Consider the following 25788-nt stretch of genomic DNA (forward strand, 5'->3'; position numbering starts at 1 on the left):
CTGATATTTTATTGTTCAATAAATTGGCAGCTTGGTTATGTAGGTGTGTGAAATTAGCATAATTTGAACATAAAGTAGATTGTGCATAACATAGAAAGAAATTATGCTAAGTAAATCGCATTCATTTGATGATTGATCCAAGGGTATTCAGTGCAACTTCATAAACAATACAAGCATTTATGGTTTGTATTCCTGATGATATTTTTCATTGGGGGAAGTGGTGTGGCTGTTGCAGCAGTTCAAGAAGTTCGATTGGATCAAAAAACGTCAATAGTGCAAACCATGCCGTGTCACGATCAGCAAATGATGGATCAACATCATCAAATGCAAATGTCACATGATGTGACCAATGTGGTTAAATGCCATGATGGGCAAATACAAGATCAGCAACATTGCCCTGATTGTAATAATATTTCACATTGCCAAACGATTAATTTTGCACCCGATCAGCAGATTCCAAGCTTGTCTGGCTCGCCGTTTTTAGAACTGAGCAGCTATAAAAATACAGCGTATCAAGCTCGCCATCTTGCGGGTTATTGGCAAGAAATTTTACGTCCTCCTAAAACCTAATCTGTTTTACAGGCTCTTTATTTTGTTGAAAAGAGCAATTTGAATTGTTAACAGATTAGGAAAATATCATGTCCTCAAAAATATATGCTGGTGTCGTTGCTGGCTTAAGTCTATTTTTTGCACCTTATAGTTTGGCTGCAATCAAAGAATATCACCTGAATATTAATCAAGGTCTCGTCAATGTGACAGGAAAGCCTGTGCAACGTATGACGGTCAACGGTAAATTTATTGCTCCGCTTCTTGAGTTTGAAGAGGGGGATGAAGCAGTGATTTATGTGCATAACCAGCTGAAGAATCAAAATACTTCTTTACATTGGCATGGTCTGCTTTTACCTGGGCTCATGGATGGCGTTCCTGGCTTTAATGGCTTTAAAAGTATCAAGCCGAATGGCAGTTTTGAGTATCGTTTTAAAGTTCGACAAAATGGGACTTATTGGTATCACGCACATAGCAAAGGACAGGAACAAGATGGCTTATATGGTCCTTTGGTAATTTATCCGAAAGGTAAGCAACCTGTTGCTGTACATGAAAAAGCTGAGCGTGATTATGTGGTGATGTTGTCTGATTTCCATGAAACAGAAAGTGACAAGATCATGGCAAATTTGAAGAAGTCGGCTGAGTATTACCAAAACCAACGTGAAACGGTAAGTGATGTCTGGAAGCAGGTCAAACAAGACGGTTTAAAAGCAACTTGGAAAGATCGTTCGATGTGGAACCAGATGCGGATGCTCAAAACCGATTTATCAGACATTACTGGTTATATTTTCTTGGTGAATGGGAAAACACCTCAACAAAATTGGACAGGTGCTTTTAAAACGGGTGAAAAGATTCGTTTGCGATTTATTAATGCTTCAGCGATGTCTTTTTTTGATGTACGTATTCCAAACCTAAAAATGACTGTGGTTAGTGCCGATGGTCAGCCGGTACAGCCTGTTCCCGTAGATGAATTCCGTATTGGTACAGCAGAAACTTATGATGTATTGGTTGAACCTGAACAAGCGCATTATCAAATTGAAGCTGAATCAATCGACCGTTCTGGTTTTGCAATTGGGTCATTGCAGAATGAACAGGTGAGCAATCCAACCTCAGTGCAAATCCCAAAATCACGCTCACGTGCTTTATTAAGTATGGAAGATATGGGCATGGATCATGGCGCGCATGATCAAATGAATATGCCGAATATGGATCATAAGCAATCACAAGTACCACATGAAAAAGTGATACCTGTACCAACATCAGAGATCACGATGGATCATCGTTCACATGCTCAAATGGGCATGTCGCAAATGGATCACAATGGACATGGTCAGATGAATATGAGCAAGATGGATCACAGTGCTCATACGCAGATGACGATGGGGGAGATGGATCATAGCCAGCATCAAGCGGCTGCATCTTCTACAAAAGGAAGTATTGATCATGTACAGGGTTGGGCGAATGCAGCAACGCCAGTACACCAAAAAGCCTTAAATTATGCTGATTTGAAGTCACTGCAACCACAACCAGAAAGTTATCGCCGTCCAGCCGAGCGTGAATTGGTGATTCGTCTGGGTGGCACGATGGAGCGTTACATCTGGACGATTGATGGTAAAAAGTTTAGTGATCCTGATTTTAAGCCTTTAACAGTCCGCTATGGCGAGCGTATTCGACTGAAATTTGTCAATGAAAGTATGATGGCGCATCCAATGCATTTACATGGCATGTTTATGCAATTAGAAAATGGTCAGGCATTACAAGATATGCCCAATAAGCATACGGTGATCGTGCCACCGGGCAAAACCGTTACAGCGCTACTTACTGCGGATGAGCTAGGTAAATGGGCGATTCATTGTCACCTGTTGTACCACATGAGTGCGGGCATGATGAGTAAATTGATTGTCGCAAATGTCGATGACAGCAAGGTTTCACAAACTACGCCTGTTCAACCTACCCAAGGAGCGAGTCATGCACATCACTAAGCAAGCTTCTACGATGAAACGCTATACACAATTATTGGCAATGGGAGGCATGATTTCTTCTTTGAGTGTATTTGCATCTGCGCATGAGGGTCATGATCAAATGATGAAAATGGATCAGTCGGTACAACAGAATATATTGATGGAGACATCATCTCCTGTTGATCATTCAGGACATCAACCTGAATTAAAGCAAGTACCATCTGATATTCAACATGATGCACACGATCATCACCGTGAACACGGTGGACAAATTTATCAAGCCACAACGATTAAAAATGCGTGGGTCGTTGATGATGGTCGAGGCAGTGCCAGTACTGAGCTAAAAACATGGGTGGGAGGTGATAAAAATAAAATATTCATTCAAGTACATGTTGAAAAAGCAGAATCGGAAAAAACTCAAACCGAAACAAAGCTGTTATACAGCCGCAATGTTGCTGACTTTTGGGATGTACAAACCGGTGTTCGTTATCAATATCAGCCTGAACAAAAGTATGCTCAAAATCAATGGGACGCGGTATTAGGTTTACATGGTCTAGCGCCGTATTTCTTTGAAACCGAAGCCTATCTTTATGCAGGTCAAGATCAACGTTGGCAACTGAGTTTGGAGACAACACGCGATGTATTATTTACGCAAAAGTTGATTGCTCAACCTTATTTGAATGCAGATGTAATATTCAATGATGAGTCGAATTATGCAGCTAAATCTGGATTATCTAAACTTCAGATAGGCCTGCAAACGCGTTATGAAATCAGTAAAAAAATAATGCCATTTATTGATATTGCGTACACATATAATAAAGGTTTGAAACAAACCGAATTGCAATCGGCTACAGACAGTAAAAAAGGTTGGCTATATGGTTTGGGACTTACGTTAAAGTTCTGATCCTTTGTCTAAAAGGTCACTATCCTGAGATACTGTTGGTTTATACTAGCAGTATCTTTTTTGAGTCATTCATGGTGCATAAATGGCTTTAGAACAACAAGACAATTTAATAACTGATAATGCAAATGAATCTCTAAGTCGGAGAGAAAAAACACAAAATTTGATTACTCAATTTGACGTTGTTCCACGTGATGGCAGTATGAAAGTCAGTTTTTATTATATTCCACACATGAGTAGTTTGGTGGAAGTACAACGTATTCGAAAAGCATTATTGCCATTTGCTGAAATCTTAGTTGAACATAGTATTGATTTAGACACACGTCATCTAACTTTATATCATCATTGTGCAATTGATGACGTGACAATTGCTCTAATCCGCTTGAGCTTAGGAGCGGAGTTACAACAAACTTTGTCACATTATGAACCTTTAGAAATGAATACTTTGAATACAGATACTGCAACTTTACAGGAGCATAAAGTTGAGTCACAGGATAATTATTTAAGTGTTTTAGGTCATTTTTTAATTTCATGCTTAAATCATTTAAAGCAATGGATAAAATGCTTACAGAGAAAGAAGGATAATTAAGCATGCCAAGATGGATGTATGGCGTACTAGGATTGGCTATCGCATGGGTGGTTTGGACACAGGTATTAAAACCAGCGCCAAATATTAGTCAAATGACCACTCAACAAGGCGTACAGATTAATGCATTGGAGCGTTATGAAGGTGCATTTCGTGTGCTTTCTAGAGAAGACTACAATTTAGGGCGTGAAGCTGAATTTTCGCCAATGGATATTGCTGTTGGCTGGGGAGATATGGCAAATCCGCAGATCTATAAACAAATTGATGTATCACAAAGTAATCGTTGGTATCACTGGCGTATAGATCATCAACCGCCTATTTCTTTGAGAGAAATCGAAACGCATAGTGCCAATATGCACCTGGTTCCCGCCAATGCTTATGTCGCATCTCAAATGAAAAAAATTAAAAAAGATGATTTAGTCTATTTAAAGGGTTCTTTAATCGAAATACAGGCGAAAGATGGCTGGCATTGGAAAAGCTCTTTATCCCGTGAAGATACAGGAAACGGGGCATGTGAGCTAATGCAGGTCGATCAGATTTCATGGCAGTAGATCTTAACCTTAGATAAAGCGTTTAATTTTTAAAATACTATATTGGAATCCATACATAACCTTTCACATAATCTCGAAATTTTACAGTACACTGCTTTTCCTAAGAGGACGACCTCACTTCAAAAGCATCACGTTGGGACGACCCAACTCTTGTTAAGGTTGAGTGTAAAAAATGGCATGGGCAATTTTAATTTTGGCGGGTATTTTTGAAATTATTTGGGCATATTCCATGAAGATGTCTGAGGGTTTTACCAAGCTAACGCCAAGTATCGTGACCATCATTTTTATGATTTTAAGTGTCGTATTATTGTCAATTGCAATGCGATCGTTGCCTTTGGGTACAGCCTATACGGTTTGGACTGGGATAGGTGCGATAGGATCGTTTATTGTTGGCATCATGGTTTTAAATGAACCAATGACCGCAATGCGAATGATTGCTGCAATATTAATTGTATCGGGCCTAATGTTGATGAAATTGTCATCAAATTAATGGTTTAAGGAGAGCGTCATGCAACTGGTGTATATGTACATGGATTCTCCTGTGGGTGCATTAAAACTGGTTGCTCATGATCATGCATTGGTCGCCGTGATGTGGGACAATGAAGACCATAAACGAGTACGACTCGCCGAACTGATAGAGGATCGTCAACATCCGATGTTACTTCGAGTTAAAAAACAATTAGAAGAATATTTCGCAGGTCAGCGTCAGCAATTTGATTTACCTTTGGACTTTCAAGGCACAGATTTTCAACAACAAGTTTGGCAGGCTTTGTTGACCATTCCTTATGGTGAGAAGCGTAGTTATAAAGACATTGCAGTTCAGATTGGTAATGAAAAAGCGGTACGTGCTGTTGGGGCTGCCAATGGTAAGAATCCGATTTCGATTATTGCGCCGTGTCATCGGGTGATTGGTTCGAGTGGTGCTTTGGTTGGTTTTGCGGGTGGTTTGGATAAGAAGCAGATTTTACTGAGTTTAGAACAACAAATTTAGTTTTCAAAATGTAGATCGTTTGAGTGTTCACTTATCAAGAGTTAGCACAGCCATTTAGTTGAAGCATAACTTTATATGCATTGTGTATAGGCATTCTTTTACTTTTCAAAGATGAAAAGTAACAAAAATCTTTTGTTGGACAGAGGGCACATCCATGTAGCCCCTGTCCAACGGGCGGCATCCATGCCGCCTCACAATAGTGACTGCTGCATGAATATCTTATTAAAATCAGACAATGAAAGTACTTTTATTTTATAAATGATCCATGTCGTTAATACTCGATTTTAATCGCCTTTTGGAATAAGCTTAAGCCTTTCATAACAAGTTGAATGGAAGTTTAAAATGGCTGTTGGTGACGTAACAATGCCACTTATGCATGTGGTGCAGGGTGTAAAAATTGGCTCAACTGAAGCGTATGTACGTTATCCAAATCGACGAGATCTAGTCATTTTTGAATTTGCTGAAGGCTCAAACGTTGCTGGGGTGTTTACCCAAAGTGCCTTTGCTGCTGCGCCTGTTCAATTGAGTAAAAAGCATTTAGCAGAAAATACACCACGTTACTTGATTATCAACACAGGCAATGCCAATGCGGCAACAGGCACAGTCGGTTATAAAAATGCAGAAGCTACTTGTGCCAAGTTGGCTGAGTTAACTGGTGTTCATGCCAATCAGATTTTACCGTTTTCAACGGGTGTTATCGGTGAGCAATTACCAATTGAACGTTTAGTACAAGGTATTCAACCTGCACTCAATGATTTAAATGCTGATCGTTGGGCGGATGCTGCATCAGGCATTATGACCACAGATACTACGCCTAAAGGTGCTTCTGAGCAGTTTGAACTTGATGGCGTGATTTATACCATGACAGGTATCAGTAAAGGCGCAGGTATGATTCGCCCGAACATGGCGACCATGCTCAGCTTTGTTGCAACAGATGCGCCGATTTCAAAAGCATCTGTACAGCAGCTTTTGCAGACTACAGTTGAGCATTCATTTAACCGTATTACCATTGATGGTGATACCTCAACCAATGATTCTTGTATTTTTGTCGCAACTGGATTAGCAGGTGGTGTTGAGATTCAGAGTCAAGATGATGCACGTTATCAACAGGTACTTGATGTGTTGGCACGGATTATGAATCGTCTAGCGCAATTGATTGTGCGTGATGGTGAAGGTGCGACCAAGTTCATTACTGTACAGGTTGATGGTGGAGCAAACACGCAAGAGTGTTGTGATGTTGCTTATAGTGTTGCCGAGTCGCCGTTAATTAAAACTGCTTTATTCGCTTCAGATCCAAACTGGGGGCGCATTGTGATGGCGATTGGTAAGGCAGGTGTACCCAACCTCGATAGTAGTAAAGTACAAGTTTGGTTAGGTGATGTACAGATTTGCTTAGATGGTGGTGCAAACCCAGATTATACTGAAGAAGCAGGTGCAGCCGTCATGGCTGAAAAGGAAATTAGCATTCGTATTGACCTCGGTCGTGGTACAGCTAAAGACACGGTTTATACCTGTGACTTTTCTTATGACTATGTCAAAATTAATGCCGATTATCGTTCATAAATTTGCGTTATAATAAAGCCTCCACAGTGAGGCTTTTTTTATAAGCTGGTATGTGGATAGTGTGATATTAATTAAATGCTCACCAAGATACCCACGTTATAAGTTTGCAGCGATGCAAGCACGCAGGATAGAGAAGACGCTTTATGAATGATGCGAATTTAATTGCGAACGAAGCCAAAAATATTGTGCAGGCGCATTTAGATCGTTTGGGCGAGCCAAAGGACAATAGCCTTAGCCCAGAAGTGAAACAAGAAAAGTTTGCCCAAATTGCAGCTGAGTTGAAAAAGCGAAATGCAGTGCTTGTGGCTCACTATTACTGTGATCCTGAAGTGCAAGAGCTTGCCGAACTGACAGGGGGATGTGTTTCTGATTCGTTGGAAATGGCGCGCTTTGGTCGTGATCATCCTGCAACAACCCTTGTGGTGGCAGGAGTAAAGTTTATGGGCGAAACCTCTAAAATTTTATCACCTGAAAAAACAGTGTTGATGCCAACTTTAGAAGCAACCTGTTCACTTGATTTGGGTTGTCCTGTAGATGAGTTTTCAGCATTCTGTGATCAGCATCCTGATCATACCGTGGTGGTGTATGCGAATACCTCGGCGGCTGTAAAAGCACGTGCCGATTGGGTGGTGACTTCAAGTTGCGCAGTTGAGATCATTGAACATTTAGATAGTTTGGGCGAAAAAATTATTTGGGCACCTGATCAACATTTAGGTCGCTATATTCAAAAGAAAACGGGCGCTGAAATGTTGTTGTGGGATGGTGCATGTATCGTGCATGAAGAATTCCGTGCCCGTGGTATTGCGCAAATGAAAGCGCTTTATCCAGATGCAGCGGTTTTAGTTCATCCAGAGTCACCTGAATCTGTGGTGGATATTGCTGATGCGGTGGGAAGCACCTCGCAACTGATTAAAGCAGCTCAGACCTTGCCGCATAAACAAATGATTGTAGCAACGGATCGTGGTATTTTCTACAAAATGCAGCAAGCAGCGCCAGATAAAGAATTATTTGAAGCACCAACCGCAGGTGAGGGGGCAACTTGTCGTTCATGTGCACATTGCCCGTGGATGGCGATGAATGAACTGGATGGTATTTTGCATGTATTACAACATTCTGATCAAGAAATACACGTTGATCCAGCTCTTGCTGAACGCGCGAAATTACCCTTAGATCGAATGTTGAACTTTAGTGCCTCGTTAAAGCGTTAAAATGCTTGTTAAATATACATTTGATAAGGATTTATTCTTTTTTTGAAAAATAGGTGTTGACGTTCTAGGGCGTCGCGCCTAGAATGCACACCGTACCGCACGATGTGCGATACGCTAAAAGCTGAAAAGAAATCGGAGCATAGCACAGCCTGGTAGTGCACCTGGTTTGGGACCAGGGGGTCGTAGGTTCGAATCCTACTGCTCCGACCATTTAAAATATGTTGAAAAACATAGTTTTAAATATCGGCGAAGTATCGTGATAGTATTATCATCGTTATGCGCCTGTAGCTCAGTTGGATAGAGCATCCGCCTTCTAAGCGGATGGTCACAGGTTCGAATCCTGTCAGGCGCGCCATTTGGCAGCTTGGTATATAGAATCAAAGTTTTGATGGTGGATGTAGCTCAGTTGGTAGAGCCCTGGATTGTGATTCCAGTTGTCGCGGGTTCGAATCCCGTCATTCACCCCACTCTTTTATAGAGTAATCGGAGCATAGCACAGCCTGGTAGTGCACCTGGTTTGGGACCAGGGGGTCGTAGGTTCGAATCCTACTGCTCCGACCATCATCTTAAAGATGAGATAAAATACCGCTAAACAGCGGTTTTTTTACGTCTGGATTTTTATATCTTATTTTATTAAATAACTAAAAATTATTTATTCTTCTGAAATTATTTCTATCTCCAAGCTTTGATTATTTAATCAAAAGCATTTGAGTCACAATTGAACTATAGAATGCTTGATGCAGTATTTGTTTTTATAAGATAGTTTGAAGTAAGAGTTACTCAATCATTATGTTGAATATCTAAAAGTATGATTATAAGTTTCTCAATCAAATTAGTTCATGAAAATTAGAAACCTAAAAATGAGAGTTGATGAATGCAAAATATTCATTATGTTTTGATTAGTATATTAGGTGGGCTAGTTGTTCCACTACAACTGGCAGTGATTAATGCCTTTCGTCATAGTAGTGGTGCAAGCCAAATACAATCTACCTTCTTTCTTTATATCGGTGGTGCAATTGACTCGTTTGTTATTGCATTATGGATGGATGGAACGGTGAAACCACCATTTTATCAAAATACATCTTGGTGGATGTGGTTATCAGGTTTCTTGGGTTCACTTTATATTCTGTGTATGTTTGTCGCAGCACCACATATCGGTGCAACCAATACACTATTATGGATATTTTTAGGGCAAATGATTTTTGCTACCTTAATTGATCATAGTGGTTTATTAGGGATGCAAATAAAGAAAATAGATACTTTCAAATTATTTGGATTACTTTTTATTTTTATTGGTGGGTTGATTATGCTATTTGGCGAATATAGAGGTACGATCAAATAAAACATTACGGATTAGTTATTAACTCAGTTTTTATAATAATGTTTTATAAATATATTGTATATTTGATGCTGTTAATTTTTAATTTCTGAAAAATAAAATATTCATGGGGAAGTATGTTCTTTTATATTATTTTAATTCTTCTTATGCTTGCTGTAGTTACATATCTCAAATCACCGAATTTCAAGGGGAAAGTTGGTGAGTTTATGGTTTCTGAGCATGTTGCTAAGTATTTAAGTGCTGAATACGTATTACTCAATAATTGTACTCTACCTGATCAGAAAGACGGGACGACTCAAATTGATCATATTTTAATAAGCCCTTATGGTGTTTTCATCGTTGAAACTAAAAACTACACGGGATGGATTTTTGGAAATGCTCGCCAGAAGCAGTGGACACAAAAAATTTATAAGAAAAGTTATAAATTTCAAAACCCACTACATCAAAACTACAAGCATATTAAAGTATTGGAAATGGTTTTAAGTGATGTTGTTGATCCGCAGTATTTGCATTCTATTGTTGTATTTACAGCTCGAAGCGAATTTAAAACAGATATGCCTGAAAATGTCTTTCGTAGTAAAGCTTGGATTGAATACGTAAAACGTTTTGATCAACAGGTGATTAGTCCGATGAAGTTAAAAAGAATAAAATCTCGAATTGAAAAAGAAGTATTAGAGCCTTCTTGGAAGACAAATCGTTTACATGTTGAGCATTTAAAGCAAAAGCAAATAGAAAAGAAATCCACTGTATAAGTGACTGTAGAAATTGATGATTTAACTCAATCGTATTGCCAGATTTGGCTATTGTACTTTGCCCCATATCCAGTTACTTTTTATGAGGAATAATCAAGTCTGTTAGACAAGTAAACGAATATTTAGATGTGAATTTGAGCATAATCTTTTCGCATTTTGAAAGAATGAAAATAACAGGGATAGAAATGACACAAGCAGCTTTTGATTTTGTAATTATTGGTGGTGGCTCAGCAGGTTGTGTACTTGCAGGTCGGCTTTCAGAAAATCCAAATATATCAGTTTGTTTACTTGAGGCTGGTGGTGATGGCAATAGCTGGTTGGTGAATACACCATCAGCAGCAGTGATCAGTATTCCAACCAAGATTAATAACTGGGCTTTAGAAACCATTCCACAAAAAGGGCTGAATGGACGTAGAGGCTATCAACCTCGTGGAAAATGCTTAGGTGGCAGTTCTGCGATCAATGCAATGGTCTATATTCGTGGTCATCATAGTGATTATGATCATTGGGCTGCTTTAGGCAATACAGGATGGTCTTATCAGGATGTGTTGCCATACTTTATAAAATCAGAACATAACGAGCGCATTCGTAATGAATATCATGGCCAACATGGTCCACTCAATGTTAGTGAATTACGTTCGGACAATCCGTATCAGAAAACCTTTGTTGAAGCTGCGAAGCAGGTCAATTATCCACTTAATGATGACTTTAATGGCGCAGAACAAGAAGGGCTCGGTGTTTATCAGGTCACACAAAAAAATGGTGAACGTTGGAGCGCAGCACGTGGTTATCTGTTTCCTTATTTAGGTAAGCGACCAAATTTACATGTAGTTACCCAAGCTAAAGTTTCACGTATTGTGATTGAAAATGGTCATGCTGTTGGGGTGGAGTATAGCCATAAAGGACAGACAATTGTTGTTAGCGCCAATAAAGAAGTTTTACTGTCTGCGGGTGCTTTCCAATCACCACAAGTCTTGATGTTGTCGGGGATTGGCCCACGTCAAGAACTGGAAAAACATGATATCCCTGTAATTAAAGATTTGGCGGGTGTGGGTGAAAACCTGCACGATCATCCTGACTTTATTTTTGCTTATAAAACCAAGCAAATTGATGGAACTTTCGGGGTTTCGGTTGGGGGGAGTTTAGATTTAGTTAAGCAGATTGGTCGTTATCGTAAAGAACGCCGTGGTTTGATCACGACCAATTATGCTGAATGTGGTGGTTTTCTAAAAAGCCGTCCTGAGTTAGATAAGCCGAATTTACAATTGCACTTTGTGATTGCAGTAGTAGATAACCATGCTCGCACGATGCATGCAGGTCATGGTATTTCATGTCATGTGTGTTTATTGAATCCGCGTGCGCGTGGTTCAGTCAAACTCAGTGGTAAAAATGTGGATGATCCATTATTGATTGATTTTAAATTCTTAGAGGATGAACAAGATCTTCAGGATATGGTCGATGGCTATAAGGTCACACAGAAGTTAATGAATGCACCTGCTTTAAGTGAAAAAATTAAAGAAGATATGTTTACAGCGAATGTGCAGTCTGATGATGAAATTCGTGAGATTTTGCGCCAACGTGTTGACACGGTCTATCACCCTGTTGGTAGTTGTAAAATGGGTGTAGATGAGATGGCTGTGGTTGATCCAGAGCTGAAAGTATATGGTATTCAGGGTTTACGTGTGATTGATGCGTCGATTATGCCAACAGTGGTGAATGGTAATACCAATGCTCCAGCGATCATGATTGCTGAAAAAGCAGTGGATATGATCCGCGAAACTTGGAAGTGAGTATATGGAGCTAAGGTTTTGCCTTAGCTCTTTTTATTTTCAGTCGGATGACGTGGTGTTTCTAACATACGTGGAAAAGTGAAATGATAATTGTCGAGTGCATAACGAAACAGTTGGGCATGGCGTTTGCCGACAATCTTTTGCTGTCCTGTTTCCTCAACTGCTCCCGCTTCTTGCATACGACGTCTAAATGATTTCTTTTCTAATGTATGACCTAAAATAATTTCATAAATTGTTTGTAATTCGGTCAGGGTAAATAATTCAGGCATGAGACTAGCAGGTAAGGCTGTATAGCGGGTTTTGTTACAAAGACGATCAAATGCTAACTGTAGTAAGTCTTTATGATCGAAAGCTAAATCAAGTTTCAAGGCTTCATTTATAGAAAGCCACTCACTCTTTTCTGTTGTTATACTTTGTTGGATTTGAAATTTATTGAAATCAATTAGGGCAAAATATAGCGAAGTGATTGACCAACCACGTGCATCACGATGCTGATTGCCGATGGTCTCAACTTGTTCAAGATAAGGGGAGTGAATCCCTGTTTTTTCAAGCAGTTTACGGTGAGCTGTTGCCATTAAGTTGGGATCGGTTTTTAAATCAACAAAGCCGCCAGGCAGTGCCCATTTCCCTTTTTCGGGGAAGTTGGAGCGTTGAATCATTAAAACCTGTAATTGACCTTTTGCCACAGAAAAAATTGCCATATCGACCGTAAACAGGGGGGTGTCGTAATCTGTTTTTTTATAGTGGGCAAGGTATTCCTTTTCGGAGGTATAGATCATTTGGCGTTGTCTCATGGATGAGTGAATCAAGTATAAAGGTTTTTTATAGATTTGAATGAGCTGATGGTACATCCTGAGTGAAGTTCAATGTATCACTTCGAACTTCGTGCAAGATCGTTAATTGGGCGGCATCCTTGCCGCCTGTCATGATGTAGCGTAGTAAATTTAAAATTAGCAGTCTCGATATCTTTTTAGACCAATCTCTCCCGGATTTGATCAAGCGAGCATTCGCTTAACAATTGACCATTTTCAAATACCGTTTGCAGTGCGCCCATATTTTCCTGTTCAAAACTTTGTTGATCAAATAACTCAAAGCCATTCTCAGCTTGTTCTACTCGTAATAAACCCTTAGCCGATTTTTTAACGCCTGAATCCGTTACAGGGTCTTTAAACAGTTCACGACCTACGCCATTCACTTGTCCCCAAGTGGCTTTAACTGCAAAACCAAAAGTATCACGAGTCAAATAGTTATAAGTATAGCTGCCGATGCCAAAGACTAGATTATTAGAGGCAAAGCCTTTGGCCTCCAAACCTTTTAAAATATTTTGCGCACGTTCTAGGGTAATCGAGTCACCATAAATCAAGCCAACCCGTTCATTCAATACCTTATAGCCTTGAGCGGTTTCTGTGCCGCCGAAAATTTCCCATAAACATTGCACTGCACCTTTATAAGCAGGACTATTTAGCTCTGCATCAGGATCGCCACAGATAATTTTCACGGGATCACCTGAATCGGGACGGAACACTACTTTAGCAAGACCGAGGGCATTCGGTTGACGTTTTAAAATCTCCGCTTTTAATTCGACACTAAACTCGGTAATCACACGCCAGAAATCCCAAGTATCTGAAACGATACTGACGATACCTGTAGGATAAAGCTCACAGATCAAACGTCTAAAGGTCTCGATTTCACTTTCTTCACTACCCATACACATCACACTGTGTTCTGTTGCCGGTACTGAAACACCCACTACACCTGTTGCATTGTAATATTCTTCGGCATAGTCAATCGAAGCGACTGAATCTGTCCCAATAAAGCTGGTCAAGTGCCCCACGCCTGATTGGGCCGCATCATAGATGCCGCTCATGCCACGGCTACTGAAATCATGTCCTTGAACTGGGATGAAATCTAAAGGCGCGCCCGTTTTTTCTGCATATTGTGTTAATAAACGCTTATATTCATAAGCGATGGTTGCAGTGGTACAACTTTTCCAAAGCTCGGCACTGAGCACGGTTTCAATATAGTTGGTTAACCAAAAGAAGTTTGAATCAGTGTTGATAATGGTCAATACAGGCACTTTGATATTGACTCGGCTACCTTCTGGCAATGCTTTAATTTTTAAGGGTAAATAACCTAAATCATGTAAGGCTTCAATGTGTTCAACAGGCACAGCTCCGTCACCTAGAGAATTGTCCATACGACGTTTATAGGCTGCGACGACTTTGGCTTTGGGTTGATTAAAAAAGCCCTCGTTCCATGTTTCAATCAAAAAATGTTTAACGAAACCTTGCAGACCAAAGAACACAATCTTGTCATCAAAATCAGGCAGCATTTTGGCTAAACGTGATGAACGAGGCGTAAAGTTGGCATAGACGTATTCAGTTCCCACTGGATACTGACGACGGTGGTCTGCTTTATAGAAATCAATTGCATTGAGTGGGTTTATTTTAATACTCATTTTTATACTCCTCGTGCTTTTAATCTTAGTTTTGAAAATTAATGATATTGAGTTTGGTGGGTTCTACTTGAACCAAGCTGCTACTCGTAAACACTTGATCAATCAGTCCATCGAATACGGTTAAACCTTTGCTAAAAATGCCATGGGTGACATACAAAATAATGTTTTGGCAGTTTAGGCTGCGTAGTTGTTTGGCAATACCAATAAAGGTGGCACCGCCATCACAAATATCATCGGTGATCACGGCTGTTTTTCCTGTCAGATCAAGGCTATTCACTGTCGTTGTACTAATTTTTCCAGTGCTAGGATCACGTTGTTTTTCACAGTGAATCATCTCGATCGCATTATGACGTTGTAAGTTGATGCCATTCGCAATCGCTTGGGTACGTTGTGTTGCGCCTGCATCGGGGCAGACCAAAATCGTATTGTCGGCGGTTAAGATCTGCATCAATGCTTCACTTTGTTGAATAATCTGAATTGGTTCGATATTGATCACCTGTTGGAAGCGGGTATTTTGGCGTAATAGTTCAAGGGTCACTTGACTATGACAATCCCACACCACAATTTTTTGACGCTGTCCTGCAAATTTTTCTGTATTGCTATTCAATAATTTAGTCATTAAGTCTAGTGAAAAGGCTTGACCTTGTGTACAGATGCGGTCTTGACGTGCATAAGGAAAATAAGGGATTTCTATCGAAAGGCGCGAGCCTTGTTCAAGTATTACATTTTCCAATAACAGATAATCCATCACATCTGTACTGTTATTCAGTGAGGCTTTGACCTGAGTGTCGGCTGTTAATTGGTTTAATAATTCAGGTTGCAGTTGAATATGACGTTCACCACCTGAAAACTGCAAAAACTCGATGGGAACATTCGCTTGAGCTGTCATAAGTTGAATCGTCATTTTTTAACTTCTCATTTATAGTGGCTTAAAGCCAGTAAATATATATTGGCATAATGACACTATTAAATACAAGTGCTAAATTTGATCATTTTAATGAAAATAGGAAAGTAATTTAGAAAAATAGACTCATCTATTTGAACTTAAAAGAGAATGATTTTTAACCTTTTTCATTGGGTGATTTATAAAGCTGACCTTATTCTTCTTTGATATTGATCTTTAGGTCATAGATTCTGACAATACACTTTGTCAAAATTAAAAATGAAATGCGTTAGCCAAACTGTTTTAATCAATAAAAAGTCAGAAAAGCTAACAAATGCAATAAAACAATAAGGAAAGCATCCTATGAAATCTCTGATTTGTCATAACGCTGAGTTAAAGCTAGAAGACAGTCTTCAATTAGTGCCTGCAAAAGGGCAAGTCTTACTTCAAGTGGTACGTTGTGGAATTTGTGGCTCGGATTTACATATGCAGCATCACTGTGACCATATGCATGATTTGGCAGCACGTGTAGGTTTTAATGGAGTTGCAAAATCTTCTGATAAATTAGTCTTAGGTCATGAGTTTTGCGGCAAGGTCTTAGACTATGGCCCAAAAACACGTCGTAAACTGAAAGCGGATAGTTTGGTTTGTGCGATGCCATTGTTAAATGTTGACCCGCAAGGTTATGTTCCGACGGGACTGTCGCCAAGTGCTTCGGGAGGTTATGCAGAACAAGTCTTGGTGCAATCCAGTCTGATGTTTGAAGTGCCCAATGGTTTAGACGCAGACAGTGCAGCGTTGACTGAGCCAATGGCAGTTGCTTTACATGCAGTACGTCGTAGTCGCATCAAGAAAAATGAACCAGCAATCGTGATTGGTTGTGGTCCAGTCGGTTTGGGTGTGATTATTATGCTCAAAGCGGCAGGCGTCAAAACCGTGGTTGCTAGTGATTTTTCACCTAATCGTCGTCGCTTGGCTGAGCAGTGTGGTGCAGATATCTTGATTGATCCTAAACAGCAATCTCCATTTAGTAGTTGGAAAGAGCTTGGCTTATTGGGCAATGTATCTGAAGCAATTAATATGGGGATGGGCATTTTTGATAAGGTGCAGACATTCTCATTGCCGTGGGTGAATGCTATGCGTGTTGGGGATAAGCTTGGCCTATTGCCTAAACGTCCCGTGATTTTTGAATGCGTGGGTGTGGCTGGCATCATGCAGCAAATTTTGGAGGGTGCGCCATTGTTCTCACGTATTGTGGGTGTTGGTGTCTGTATGCAAAGCGATAAAATTGAGCCTGCATTGGCAATTAATAAAGAATTGGAAATCCAGTATGTACTGGGCTATACACCGCTTGAGTTCCGTGACACCTTACATATGATTGCGGAAGGCAAAGTGGATTGTTCACCACTCATCACTGGTGTGGTGGGCTTGGAAGGTGTAGGGAATGCCTTTGATGCCTTACGCGATCCAGAGCAACATGCCAAGATTCTGATTGATCCAAAACGAGCTGGTTCAGAGATTCAGCTATTGGGTTGATGATGTGAATTGATACATCTATTTCGTTGTTATTATGGAGATAGATGATTAGGTCATGGATAAAATTAGGCAAGCATTACGATTGCCTAATTTTATAATCACGTTTATATCTATGTATATTATGTCTTGTTGTTTTAGATACGAGACAGAATCATGGAAATGATGATGAGAAAAATAATAATTTTAGCTGCATTGTTTTTAGTCTTGTTATTGAGTGTATGTTTATTTAGTCCAAAGCTAACTTTATGGTTGTTGCAACATAGTTTATTTGGCATTCCTCAAGACGATCGTCCTAAGCAATATCTCGATAAAAATGTACAAGTCTTTAAAGATTTACGCTATCCATCACGATATCAGAAGAATCAGTTTGATTTTTATGCGCCAAATCATCCTTTACAGTATAAACCTTTGATTATTTGGTTTCATGGTGGTGGTTTTATTGGTGGGGATAAGTTTGAAGTTAAGGAATATGCAACTCGTTTAGCATACAAGGGTTATTATGTGATGGTACTGAATTATGATTTAGTTCCTTCTGCTAAATATCCAGAGCCTGTGATTCAAGTCTCGGAGGCAATCAGATATATCAATACAAGCTTTGCAAATACACATCGCTTGAATAGCTCTAATCTATTTATTGCAGGTGATTCGGCTGGGGCTCAGATTGCATTACAGTTTTTACTTGTACAGCATAACTCTCACTATGCTGCATTACTCAAAATACCTGCTGTTTTAGAACCACAACAGATTCGTGGATCACTGTTGTATTGTGGACCTTATGATTTAAAAGATATGGTGCAGCAAGCAAATTCATCGATTACACGATTTGTATTCAAGCGTGTAGGGTGGGCTTATTTACAGGATAAAAATTGGTTGGTTAATCCAAATGATATTGGGCTAACGGCTTCTGATCATTTGACTGTAAACTTACCCGCAATCTATTTGACCGATGGAAATACTGATCCTAGCCAAAATAATGGACAGCATGTCCCTCTAAAGATAACGTAACTTCAATCTTTGGAGATCCAAGAAATGGCTAAACGTTTTAGTCCGGAATTTAAACAGCAAGCAATTGATCATGCACTTTCAAACTCCCACGAGCCTATAGCTGCAATCGCCCATAAATTAGGTGTGGGTTATTCAACCTTAGATAAATGGATTCGTGAAGCCAATCCAGTAGGTTCAAGCAAACGTCAACTTTCTCCTGAACAACAGCGGATATTGGAATTAGAAAAAGAAGTCAAACAGCTCAAGGAAGCCAATGACATCTTAAAAAAAGCGCATGTGTACTTTCTGACAGATCATGCCAAGAAAAGTACACGGTAATTCAAGATATGGATGTGAATGAAGTCACTGTGTCTTCTGTCTGTAAATGCCTAGATGTCAGCACTTCAGGCTATTATGCCTGGCGAAAACGCCAGACCAATACAGCGCAGAAATACAATGATTTAAAAGTTGTATATTGGCAGCATCATGCGCGCTTGGGTGCACCGTCATTGGTACATGACATGCGTGATTTAGGTTATCGCATGAGCGAACGTACCGTTGGAAGGATGCTAAAAAAGCTTGGTTTACGTAGTAGGATTGCACGTAAATACAAGCATACGACTGATTCAAACCATCGTTTGTCTACAGCATCAAATTTGTTGGATCGCCAATTTACAGTTACTCAGCCTAATAAAGTTTGGACAACGGATATTACCTATATCCGAACTAAAGAAGGCTGGCTGTATTTATGTGTGATGCTAGATCTATTCAGCCGTCGTATTGTGGGTTGGCAAACCAGCCATCGAATAGACCGCCAATTGGTGTGTGATGCGTTTAATTATGCAATGGCTCGTCAGGGTTATCCAACGGGTGTCATGGTGCATTCGGATCAAGGTAGTCAGTACTGTAGTCGTGATTTTAGGGCGCTATTATTGACGAATAACTGTATTCAAAGCATGTCTAGACGAGGAAACTGTTGGGACAATGCAGTGACCGAAAGCTTCTTCCATACCCTGAAGGGGCATGTAGTACATGGCAGTGTATTTTCTACGAGAAAAGAGGCAAATGCTATCTTGTTTGAGTATATTGAAGTTTACTACAATCGAATCAGAAGGCATTCTGCAAATGGCTGGTTAAGTCCAGAAGCCTTTGAACAGAAATATTTCAAGAATTTAGAGGGATCGGTTGTCCACGATACTGTCTAGGATCAAATGATGCTTATGTTTTTTCAAGGTCTGAAAACCATCCATCCAATAAAAATTTAATAAATAAATTTGGAGATAAGTATCTTCAGGCAATTTATAAAGATAAAGTTCTAATGGGTTGGACTCAACCAATTACAGAGATAGAAAAGAAATTTGGTAATGAAAATAAATTATTACCATTTGGGATGCAATGTTTTAAGGAAACACCAGACAATAGAGTGGTTGCAGCAAGTAAAATTGGTTCTGTTTTTTCTTTTTCCTTCATTGATGACATCAAAGATAGAAAAGAAAAAGCCAAAATACTTCATAGTCAAGAAGGCCTAGCTTTTGATTGTGTAACAATAAAAGAAAATAGTAGTTTTGATTTTTTAGCTTATGGTGAGATGAATAATTTCTATAAGCATCAAAAAGGGAGTGATGTGCTGAGTCCCGTTGATACGGGTAATTTGCCTATAGGAATCATTGCTTATGTTGTTGGTAACGATCAACAAGGTTGGTATTTAGCACATATTGTGGGAACTGATCTGACCATTTATCGTAGTGAACGTTTGGAAAAGGGTGATTGGAAACCTGTTTTAACAAAAAAAATATTTAATGCTTGGTTAGGGTTAAATGGTTTTTGGATGTGGGAGGATGAACGTGGTTTTGATTATGCTGATATGTATGGAAATATTAATCGGTATGACTATGCAACCAAAGCATGGAGTCAAAATAAGGTACCCGATAATGCTAATATCACACAGTTGTTTGTTAACCCAGACCAATCATTTAGCTTGATTACTTCGAAAGGTGGTTTTGCAGGTATTTTTGCGAAGCAATTTAATTCAAAAGATCATGGTGCTACATGGCAAAAAATTGATAGCCCATTTAAGGTAAATATTTGGCCTGCACAATTTTCAAAGCAAGGGGATATTTACATTGCTTCTGGACCATTTAGTTGGGGAGAATTGGCCGTTAAAGAACATGGAACACAAGCATGGCAAAAACGTGAAATAATACCGCAGAGTTATGTCACGGTGCTTGATTCAGGTGCTCTTTTGAATACATATTTCTTATCAAGCTATGCTGTAGTCAAATTTTCTGAAGATAAAGGTAAGACATGGAAGGGAATTTATAGTACTTATAATAAGAAATTAAAAGAACTTGAAGAGCAGCAGAAAGCTTTAAACAAAAAGTAAGCTAATGATTTAATTTAAATTAGTAATAAAAAAACCGCCATAAAAGGCGGTTTTTTTATTACTTAGCTAATAAGTCTGTTTACCAGCTTAACGCTCCGCCCGTTTGGTAATCCGTAACGCGCGTTTCAAAAAAGTTCTTCTCTTTACGCAAGTCCATCATCTCAGACATCCACGCAAAAGGATTGGTTACTCCAGCAAATTGCTCAGGTAAACCAAGTTGAGATAAACGACGGTTACAGATGAACTTCAAATACTCTTCCATCATTGCCGCATTCATACCCAATACACCACGTGGCATTGTGTCACGTGCATATTCGATTTCAAGCATTGTGCCTTCAAGAATCATCTGAATCACTTCTTGTTGGAACTCAGCCGTCCATAAGTGTGGGTTTTCAATCTTGATTTGGTTGATCATGTCGATACCAAAGTTCAAGTGCATTGATTCATCACGCAAGATGTATTGGAATTGCTCAGCAACACCGTTCATCTTATTACGGCGACCCATACTCAAGATTTGAGTGAAGCCACAATAAAAGAATATCCCTTCAAGTACACAGTAGAATGCGATCAAGTTGCGAAGTAAGCGTTGGTCGTTTTCAGGTGTACCTGTATGGAAATTAGGATCAGTTAATGATTGTGTATATTTCAGACCCCATGACGCTTTACGCGCAACACTAGGAATCTCACGATACATATTGAAGACTTCGCCTTCATCCATACCTAAAGATTCAATACAGTACTGATACGCATGTGTATGAATCGCTTCTTCAAATGCTTGACGCAAAATATATTGGCGGCATTCAGGGTTTGTAATATGGCGGTAGATTGCTAATACCAAGTTGTTTGCAACCAACGAATCTGCAGTTGAGAAGAAACCTAAAGAACGCATTACAATTGTACGCTCATCTTCTGTTAAGCCATTTTCAGACTTCCAAAGCGCGATGTCATGGTTCATGTTGACTTCTTGCGGCATCCAGTGGTTTGCACACCCGTCAAGATACTTTTGCCAAGCCCACTCGTATTTAAATGGAACAAGCTGGTTTAAGTCTGCACGACAGTTGATCATAGCTTTATCATCAACTTGTACGCGCTGTGCACCCATTTCAAGCTCTTCTAAGCCTGGTGCAACATCAAGGTTTTCTAAGGCTTGAGATGCTCGAGCCAACGAATCGGTTGGATTTGTTGATCTGATGGTACTGGTTCCAGTGGGTTGTGCAACTGCCACGCGCGGCGATGGTTGCTCTGAATCAGATACCACTTGCGTATTAACCGTTTTTTGCGAGTCGAGGGGCGCAGACTTGTGTTCAGGTGTAGTCGGTTTTTGCGAATCATCTTCAAAATCGTCCCAACTTAAGATGGACATGGGATTCTCCTAGTTGTAAGGAATGAACCCCCTGAAACAGTAGAATGATTATAATCTTTCTACTGTTTCAAAATCATTTATTACTGCTAATAAATGATAAGGGGTCTTTTACTCCTTCAAAATATTTAACAAATTTTGGTCGATTGGAAATACCGCAAGACGATCTTTTTGGTCGACGCAATGCCTAAAATCTTTCATGATTTCATCTGGCGATTTAGGAGTTTTTAATAACCAAATCGACTTCTGTAATCTTTCATGCTCATATTGTTCAAGAGTTTGATAAATCTTAGAATAACTAGAGCGAGGTTTGTTATATAGGTCGTAGCTTAAACACATGAAATTCATGCAAATTTTCCTTCAAATTGAGATTGTGAGTGCAAATTTTTGGTTGCATTTTTAATGCTCCTAAAAACAAAGCGTTAGTTAATTGAGGAGAATTAACAGTTGACTCAAGACTCAAAGTGAACGAATATTCGCTTACTTTCTTTGCGGAAAGTCTTCAGGCAACCGTATTCTTGGTTTTCTGAGTTTAATGGAGGGGATACGCCAATATCCCCAACATTTTCTCAAATTTTTCTAAATATCAAATTATTACTTCGCTTTTAGCTTTCATAATCATCAATTTAGATTTGATCTTGTATTTCTACATAATCAAAAGAAGTAATTCATCTGCTAAAAGCTATAGAATAAAACTACTTATTTTGATTACGCTGCTGTTTCCGAATGGCTAAAAATGCATAGACCATTGGTACATAAAAGAAAATAAAGGCAAAGATTAAAACACCTAGTCCTAACATGTAGTTATGGCTAATATTCAACATAATCTTTGCCTCTTTCCTTTAAATCTTAAATAAACCCTACTTTATTTAAGAAGGGTTTCTCCAAGATCTAATTACTGACAAGCTTCACAATCTGGATTGTCGATTGAACAAGCCATTGGTACAGGAGCTGCTGTTGTGAAACCATCTTCTTCAACTTGAGCTTCAGGTTTTTTCTCTTCAACTGCTTGAGCCGCAACGATAGGTGCTTCAATTGTCGCTGGTTTTACTGCATTCAGTGCACCCGTGTTAATTGTTGATTTCTCAGCAGATGTTGCACCTAAAGCTCGGAGGTAATACGTGGTTTTAAGACCGCGTAACCATGCCATCTTATACGTGATGTCAAGTTTCTTACCATTCGCGCCAGCGATGTAAAGGTTCAATGACTGTGCTTGATCGATCCACTTTTGACGACGAGATGCAGCATCTACGATCCAACGTGTATCCACTTCAAACGCAGTTGCGAAGATTGCTTTTAATTCTTCAGGAATACGCGCAATCTTTTGTACTGAGCCTTCGAAGTGTTTCAGGTCATTCACCATCACAGTATCCCACAGACCACGTTCTTTTAATGCACGAACAAGGTAAGGGTTGATCACAGTAAATTCACCAGAAAGGTTAGATTTCACATATAAGTTTTGGAATGTTGGCTCAATGGACTGAGACACGCCACAAATATTTGAAATGGTTGCAGTTGGTGCAATTGCCATCACATTCGAGTTACGCATACCGTCTTTTTGAACTTTAGTACGTAAGCTATCCCAATCTAAACGTTGAGTACGATCAACTTCAAACATACGCTCTGGACGAGATTTCGCAACGATTTCTAAAGAATCGATTGGTAGGATACCTTGATCCCACAATGAACCTTTGAATGTTGAATAAGCACCACGTTCGATTGCTAAGTTACTCGATGTTTCGATTGCATAATAGCTGATCACTTCCATTGATTCATCAGCAAAATCGACTGCTGCATCTGAACCATAAGCGATGCCCATTTCATAAAGTGCATCTTGGAAGCCCATGATACCCATACCCACAGGGCGGTGCTTCATGTTCGAGTTTTTCGCTTGTGGTACAGCGTAGTAGTTAATGTCGATGACGTTATCAAGCATACGTACTGCAGTTTTAATGGTACGAGCAAGCTTTTCACGATCTAACACACCACCTTGAACGTGTTGTACAAGGTTAATCGAACCTAAGTTACAGACCGCGATTTCATCTTGGTTTGTATTTAAAGTGATTTCTGTACACAAGTTAGATGAGTGAACTACACCTACATGTTGTTGTGGTGAACGTAAGTTACATACGTCTTTGAATGTAATCCACGGGTGACCTGTTTCGAACAACATTGAAAGCATTTTGCGCCATAAGTCTTTCGCACGTACTTTCTTGTGGAGCATGTTTTCTTGTTTTGCTACAGCTTCGTAGTGTGCATAACGCTCAGCAAATTCAGCACCTGTTAAGTCATGCAAGTCTGGTGTTTCAGAAGGAGTGAACAGTGTCCATTCAGCATCTTCAAACACACGTTGCATAAATAAATCAGGAACCCAGTTTGCTGTGTTCATGTCATGTGTACGGCGACGGTCATCACCTGTGTTTTTACGTAGCTCTAGGAATTCTTCAACGTCCAAGTGCCAAGTTTCTAAGTAAGCACAGACTGCGCCTTTACGCTTACCACCTTGGTTCACCGCAACAGCCGTGTCGTTGGCAACTTTTAGGAAAGGTACAACACCTTGTGATTTACCGTTTGTGCCTTTGATATATGAGTTCAAAGCACGCACAGGTGTCCAGTCATTACCTAAACCACCCGCCCATTTTGAGAGCATAGCGTTGTCACGCATTGCACCATAAATGTCATATAGGTCATCACCAATTGTTGTTAAATAACAGCTTGATAATTGTGGACGTAATGTACCAGAGTTAAACAGGGTTGGCGTAGAAGCCATGTAGTCGAAGCTAGACAATAAGTTATAGAACTCAATTGCACGTTCTTCTTTATTTTCTTCATTGAGCGATAGACCCATCGATACGCGCATAAAGAATAATTGCGGTAATTCGAAACGTACGCCATTTGAATGAATGAAGTAACGGTCAAATAAAGTTTGTAGACCTAAATAAGTAAACTGGTTTGAACGTTCTGGTTGGATCGCTGCTGCCAATTTTGCAAGGTCAAAATCAAGAAGATCAGCAGAAAGAAGATCAAGCTCGATCCCTTTCTTCAAGAAAGTTTCTAAAGCATCATTTTCTAATGTGTCTGTAGATAGACCTAAGAACTCTAAACCTGTGCTCACTAGCTCATTACGTAATAAGCGTGCAGTCACATACGTGTAGTTTGGCTCTTGCTCGATACGCGTACGTGTTGCCATCATCATGGTGGTTGCGATGTCGCTTTCTTTTACGCCGTTGTATAAGTTTTTAACGGTTTCATCGACGATCGCTTGTACATCAATCCCTTCCAAACCTTCACTTGCTGTTTCGATTGTCGCTGTGAGTGCATCGAGGTCTAATGGTTGGAGCTGTCCATGAGCATCAGTGATTTGAAGGGTAGGATGATGGTTCGCGCCTGCTTGCTGACGAGCAGTGGCACGTTGTTCACGATAAATAACGTAGGCACGTGCAACTTTTTGCTCGCCTGTGCGCATAAGTGCTAATTCAACTTGGTCTTGAATTTCTTCGATATGAATCGTACCGCCAGAAGGTAAACGACGATTAAACGTATTGAGTACCATCTCTGTTAATTGAGTGATACGGTCATGGATGCGACTAGAGTCAGCACCTTGTTGACCTTCAACAGCTAAAAAGGCTTTCCCGATCGCAACAGAAATTTTCTCGGCATTAAAAGACGCGATTTCACCAGTGCGCTTAATTACCTGAATTTGACCAGGAGTAGAAGTGATGATGCTCATGTCAGCATAGCTCCATTATCATCTATTTTTATGTTCATAGACCGTTTGAATCGAGCAAAATGTATGCCACGATGTTTGAGGGATAAACACAATACTTAGTGGTTAAAGTTTATTTTCAACACAAGATACGGGATTTTTTACAGCAGATCAATCCTTGACATTTTGGTAATTTTTTTTTCATGTCTTAACTGCTGAATTCACAGGCACATAGCATAACAAAGCCATTAAAAAAGGCTTATAGATAACTCTGTGGATAAGTCAAAAAA

Annotated in this window: 22 protein-coding genes, 4 tRNA genes and 1 pseudogene; 20 read left to right on the forward strand and 7 right to left on the reverse strand. The window is 39.7% G+C overall.

Going from position 1 to position 25788, the window contains the following annotated elements; genetic code table 11:
• Positions 1-150 precede the first annotated feature (150 nt).
• The 16 genes from ACN19N_RS03025 to ACN19N_RS03100 all read left to right on the forward strand — a co-directional run bounded on the left by ACN19N_RS03025 (position 151) and on the right by ACN19N_RS03100 (position 12188).
• Positions 151-570 (forward strand): hypothetical protein, encoded by a 420-nt coding sequence (locus ACN19N_RS03025; RefSeq protein ID WP_420001939.1) that lies wholly within the window; start codon positions 151-153, stop codon positions 568-570.
• Between the two features lie 68 nt (positions 571-638).
• A complete protein-coding gene (locus tag ACN19N_RS03030) occupies positions 639-2528 on the forward strand; it encodes a copper resistance system multicopper oxidase (protein WP_420001940.1) in 1890 nt (629 codons plus the stop codon).
• Entirely contained in the window at positions 2515-3411 is an 897-nt protein-coding gene (locus tag ACN19N_RS03035; protein ID WP_420001941.1) for a copper resistance protein B, read from the forward strand. The genes ACN19N_RS03030 and ACN19N_RS03035 overlap by 14 nt, the downstream gene beginning before the upstream one ends.
• 82 nt (positions 3412-3493) lie before the next feature.
• Positions 3494-3997: a cobalt transporter gene (locus ACN19N_RS03040; RefSeq protein WP_420001942.1), complete on the forward strand. Its 504-nt coding sequence runs from the start codon at positions 3494-3496 to the stop codon at positions 3995-3997.
• Positions 3998-3999: 2 nt separating this feature from the next.
• Positions 4000-4545 (forward strand): hypothetical protein, encoded by a 546-nt coding sequence (locus tag ACN19N_RS03045; RefSeq protein ID WP_269229660.1) that lies wholly within the window; start codon positions 4000-4002, stop codon positions 4543-4545.
• Between the two features lie 172 nt (positions 4546-4717).
• Positions 4718-5035, forward strand: a complete 318-nt coding sequence (locus tag ACN19N_RS03050; protein WP_004663797.1) for a DMT family transporter — start codon at positions 4718-4720, stop codon at positions 5033-5035.
• Positions 5036-5053: 18 nt separating this feature from the next.
• Complete coding sequence (locus ACN19N_RS03055; protein ID WP_420001943.1) at positions 5054-5536, forward strand: methylated-DNA--[protein]-cysteine S-methyltransferase; 483 nt, start codon at positions 5054-5056, stop codon at positions 5534-5536.
• A 342-nt stretch (positions 5537-5878) separates the two neighbouring features.
• Positions 5879-7099, forward strand: coding sequence for a bifunctional glutamate N-acetyltransferase/amino-acid acetyltransferase ArgJ (gene argJ / locus ACN19N_RS03060; RefSeq protein ID WP_269229662.1), 1221 nt, complete (start codon positions 5879-5881; stop codon positions 7097-7099).
• A 143-nt stretch (positions 7100-7242) separates the two neighbouring features.
• Positions 7243-8307, forward strand: coding sequence for a quinolinate synthase NadA (gene nadA, locus ACN19N_RS03065; RefSeq protein WP_269239095.1), 1065 nt, complete (start codon positions 7243-7245; stop codon positions 8305-8307).
• A gap of 133 nt (positions 8308-8440) precedes the next feature.
• Positions 8441-8517 (forward strand) — tRNA-Pro (locus tag ACN19N_RS03070).
• 68 nt (positions 8518-8585) lie between these two features.
• Positions 8586-8662 (forward strand) — tRNA-Arg (locus tag ACN19N_RS03075).
• 36 nt (positions 8663-8698) lie between these two features.
• Positions 8699-8774 (forward strand) — tRNA-His (locus ACN19N_RS03080).
• 17 nt (positions 8775-8791) lie between these two features.
• Positions 8792-8868: transfer RNA gene (locus ACN19N_RS03085), tRNA-Pro, on the forward strand.
• A gap of 313 nt (positions 8869-9181) precedes the next feature.
• Positions 9182-9649 carry a DMT family transporter gene (locus ACN19N_RS03090; RefSeq protein ID WP_269239096.1) on the forward strand — a complete coding sequence of 156 codons (468 nt, stop codon included), beginning with the start codon at positions 9182-9184 and terminating at the stop codon, positions 9647-9649.
• Between the two features lie 113 nt (positions 9650-9762).
• Entirely contained in the window at positions 9763-10398 is a 636-nt protein-coding gene (locus ACN19N_RS03095) for a nuclease-related domain-containing protein (protein WP_269229664.1), read from the forward strand.
• A gap of 185 nt (positions 10399-10583) precedes the next feature.
• Complete coding sequence (locus ACN19N_RS03100) at positions 10584-12188, forward strand: GMC family oxidoreductase (protein WP_269229665.1); 1605 nt, start codon at positions 10584-10586, stop codon at positions 12186-12188.
• Between the two features lie 23 nt (positions 12189-12211).
• On the opposite strand, the gene ACN19N_RS03105 is transcribed toward ACN19N_RS03100, so the two are convergent.
• From ACN19N_RS03105 to ACN19N_RS03115, 3 genes are all read right to left on the reverse strand, one after another.
• Positions 12212-12967, reverse strand: a complete 756-nt coding sequence (locus ACN19N_RS03105) for an NUDIX hydrolase (protein ID WP_420002351.1) — start codon at positions 12965-12967, stop codon at positions 12212-12214.
• Positions 12968-13158: 191 nt separating this feature from the next.
• Positions 13159-14646 (reverse strand): nicotinate phosphoribosyltransferase, encoded by a 1488-nt coding sequence (locus tag ACN19N_RS03110; RefSeq protein WP_420001944.1) that lies wholly within the window; start codon positions 14644-14646, stop codon positions 13159-13161.
• A 25-nt stretch (positions 14647-14671) separates the two neighbouring features.
• Positions 14672-15550 (reverse strand): phosphoribosyltransferase family protein, encoded by an 879-nt coding sequence (locus ACN19N_RS03115; RefSeq protein WP_420001945.1) that lies wholly within the window; start codon positions 15548-15550, stop codon positions 14672-14674.
• 342 nt (positions 15551-15892) lie between these two features.
• Between ACN19N_RS03115 and ACN19N_RS03120 the strand changes: the two genes are divergently transcribed.
• The 4 genes and pseudogenes from ACN19N_RS03120 to ACN19N_RS03135 form a co-directional block, all read left to right on the forward strand.
• Complete coding sequence (locus ACN19N_RS03120) at positions 15893-17065, forward strand: zinc-binding dehydrogenase (protein WP_420001946.1); 1173 nt, start codon at positions 15893-15895, stop codon at positions 17063-17065.
• A 165-nt stretch (positions 17066-17230) separates the two neighbouring features.
• Entirely contained in the window at positions 17231-18070 is an 840-nt protein-coding gene (locus tag ACN19N_RS03125) for an alpha/beta hydrolase (protein WP_420001947.1), read from the forward strand.
• Positions 18071-18094: 24 nt separating this feature from the next.
• Positions 18095-19254, forward strand: a protein-coding gene (locus tag ACN19N_RS03130; RefSeq protein ID WP_420001054.1) for an IS3 family transposase whose coding sequence is annotated in 2 segments (ribosomal slippage) — positions 18095-18329 and positions 18329-19254 — 1161 coding nt in all. Because the reading frame shifts where the segments join, the coding sequence is not laid out codon by codon here.
• A gap of 2 nt (positions 19255-19256) precedes the next feature.
• Positions 19257-20432: pseudogene (locus ACN19N_RS03135) on the forward strand (exo-alpha-sialidase); the annotation flags it as partial.
• Between the two features lie 79 nt (positions 20433-20511).
• Here the strand turns inward: ACN19N_RS03135 and ACN19N_RS03140 are convergent.
• From ACN19N_RS03140 to ACN19N_RS03155, 4 genes are all read right to left on the reverse strand, one after another.
• Positions 20512-21795 (reverse strand): ribonucleotide-diphosphate reductase subunit beta, encoded by a 1284-nt coding sequence (locus ACN19N_RS03140; RefSeq protein ID WP_269229672.1) that lies wholly within the window; start codon positions 21793-21795, stop codon positions 20512-20514.
• 108 nt (positions 21796-21903) lie between these two features.
• On the reverse strand, positions 21904-22140 hold the full coding sequence (locus ACN19N_RS03145) for a CRISPR-associated protein Cas2 (RefSeq protein WP_178882861.1): 237 nt from the start codon (positions 22138-22140) through the stop codon (positions 21904-21906).
• A gap of 347 nt (positions 22141-22487) precedes the next feature.
• The gene (locus ACN19N_RS03150) at positions 22488-22616 is read right to left on the reverse strand and encodes a preprotein translocase subunit YajC (protein ID WP_420001948.1); all 129 of its coding nucleotides are present in this window, start codon (positions 22614-22616) and stop codon (positions 22488-22490) included.
• Between the two features lie 71 nt (positions 22617-22687).
• The gene (locus ACN19N_RS03155) at positions 22688-25522 is read right to left on the reverse strand and encodes a ribonucleoside-diphosphate reductase subunit alpha (protein ID WP_420001949.1); all 2835 of its coding nucleotides are present in this window, start codon (positions 25520-25522) and stop codon (positions 22688-22690) included.
• Positions 25523-25788 lie beyond the last annotated feature (266 nt).

Origin of the sequence: Acinetobacter sp. LF10, assembly GCF_048585715.1 — a bacterium.
Taxonomy (GTDB): Bacteria; Pseudomonadota; Gammaproteobacteria; order Pseudomonadales; family Moraxellaceae; genus Acinetobacter.

Excerpts from the sequence above, each read along its gene's own strand:
- ACN19N_RS03140 (WP_269229672.1), bottom strand. The coding sequence starts at position 21,795 with ATGTCCATCTTAAGTTGGGACGATTTTGAAGATGATTCGCAAAAACCG.
- ACN19N_RS03120 (WP_420001946.1), top strand. The coding sequence starts at position 15,893 with ATGAAATCTCTGATTTGTCATAACGCTGAGTTAAAGCTAGAAGACAGT.
- ACN19N_RS03055 (WP_420001943.1), top strand. The coding sequence starts at position 5,054 with ATGCAACTGGTGTATATGTACATGGATTCTCCTGTGGGTGCATTAAAA.
- ACN19N_RS03155 (WP_420001949.1), bottom strand. The coding sequence starts at position 25,522 with ATGAGCATCATCACTTCTACTCCTGGTCAAATTCAGGTAATTAAGCGC.
- ACN19N_RS03110 (WP_420001944.1), bottom strand. The coding sequence starts at position 14,646 with ATGAGTATTAAAATAAACCCACTCAATGCAATTGATTTCTATAAAGCA.
- ACN19N_RS03105 (WP_420002351.1), bottom strand. The coding sequence starts at position 12,967 with ATGATCTATACCTCCGAAAAGGAATACCTTGCCCACTATAAAAAAACA.
- argJ (WP_269229662.1), top strand. The coding sequence starts at position 5,879 with ATGGCTGTTGGTGACGTAACAATGCCACTTATGCATGTGGTGCAGGGT.
- ACN19N_RS03145 (WP_178882861.1), bottom strand. The coding sequence starts at position 22,140 with ATGAATTTCATGTGTTTAAGCTACGACCTATATAACAAACCTCGCTCT.
- ACN19N_RS03125 (WP_420001947.1), top strand. The coding sequence starts at position 17,231 with ATGAGAAAAATAATAATTTTAGCTGCATTGTTTTTAGTCTTGTTATTG.
- ACN19N_RS03040 (WP_420001942.1), top strand. The coding sequence starts at position 3,494 with ATGGCTTTAGAACAACAAGACAATTTAATAACTGATAATGCAAATGAA.
- ACN19N_RS03050 (WP_004663797.1), top strand. The coding sequence starts at position 4,718 with ATGGCATGGGCAATTTTAATTTTGGCGGGTATTTTTGAAATTATTTGG.
- ACN19N_RS03030 (WP_420001940.1), top strand. The coding sequence starts at position 639 with ATGTCCTCAAAAATATATGCTGGTGTCGTTGCTGGCTTAAGTCTATTT.
- ACN19N_RS03115 (WP_420001945.1), bottom strand. The coding sequence starts at position 15,550 with ATGACGATTCAACTTATGACAGCTCAAGCGAATGTTCCCATCGAGTTT.
- ACN19N_RS03100 (WP_269229665.1), top strand. The coding sequence starts at position 10,584 with ATGACACAAGCAGCTTTTGATTTTGTAATTATTGGTGGTGGCTCAGCA.
- ACN19N_RS03090 (WP_269239096.1), top strand. The coding sequence starts at position 9,182 with ATGCAAAATATTCATTATGTTTTGATTAGTATATTAGGTGGGCTAGTT.
- ACN19N_RS03035 (WP_420001941.1), top strand. The coding sequence starts at position 2,515 with ATGCACATCACTAAGCAAGCTTCTACGATGAAACGCTATACACAATTA.
- ACN19N_RS03045 (WP_269229660.1), top strand. The coding sequence starts at position 4,000 with ATGCCAAGATGGATGTATGGCGTACTAGGATTGGCTATCGCATGGGTG.
- ACN19N_RS03150 (WP_420001948.1), bottom strand. The coding sequence starts at position 22,616 with ATGTTGAATATTAGCCATAACTACATGTTAGGACTAGGTGTTTTAATC.
- ACN19N_RS03095 (WP_269229664.1), top strand. The coding sequence starts at position 9,763 with ATGTTCTTTTATATTATTTTAATTCTTCTTATGCTTGCTGTAGTTACA.
- nadA (WP_269239095.1), top strand. The coding sequence starts at position 7,243 with ATGAATGATGCGAATTTAATTGCGAACGAAGCCAAAAATATTGTGCAG.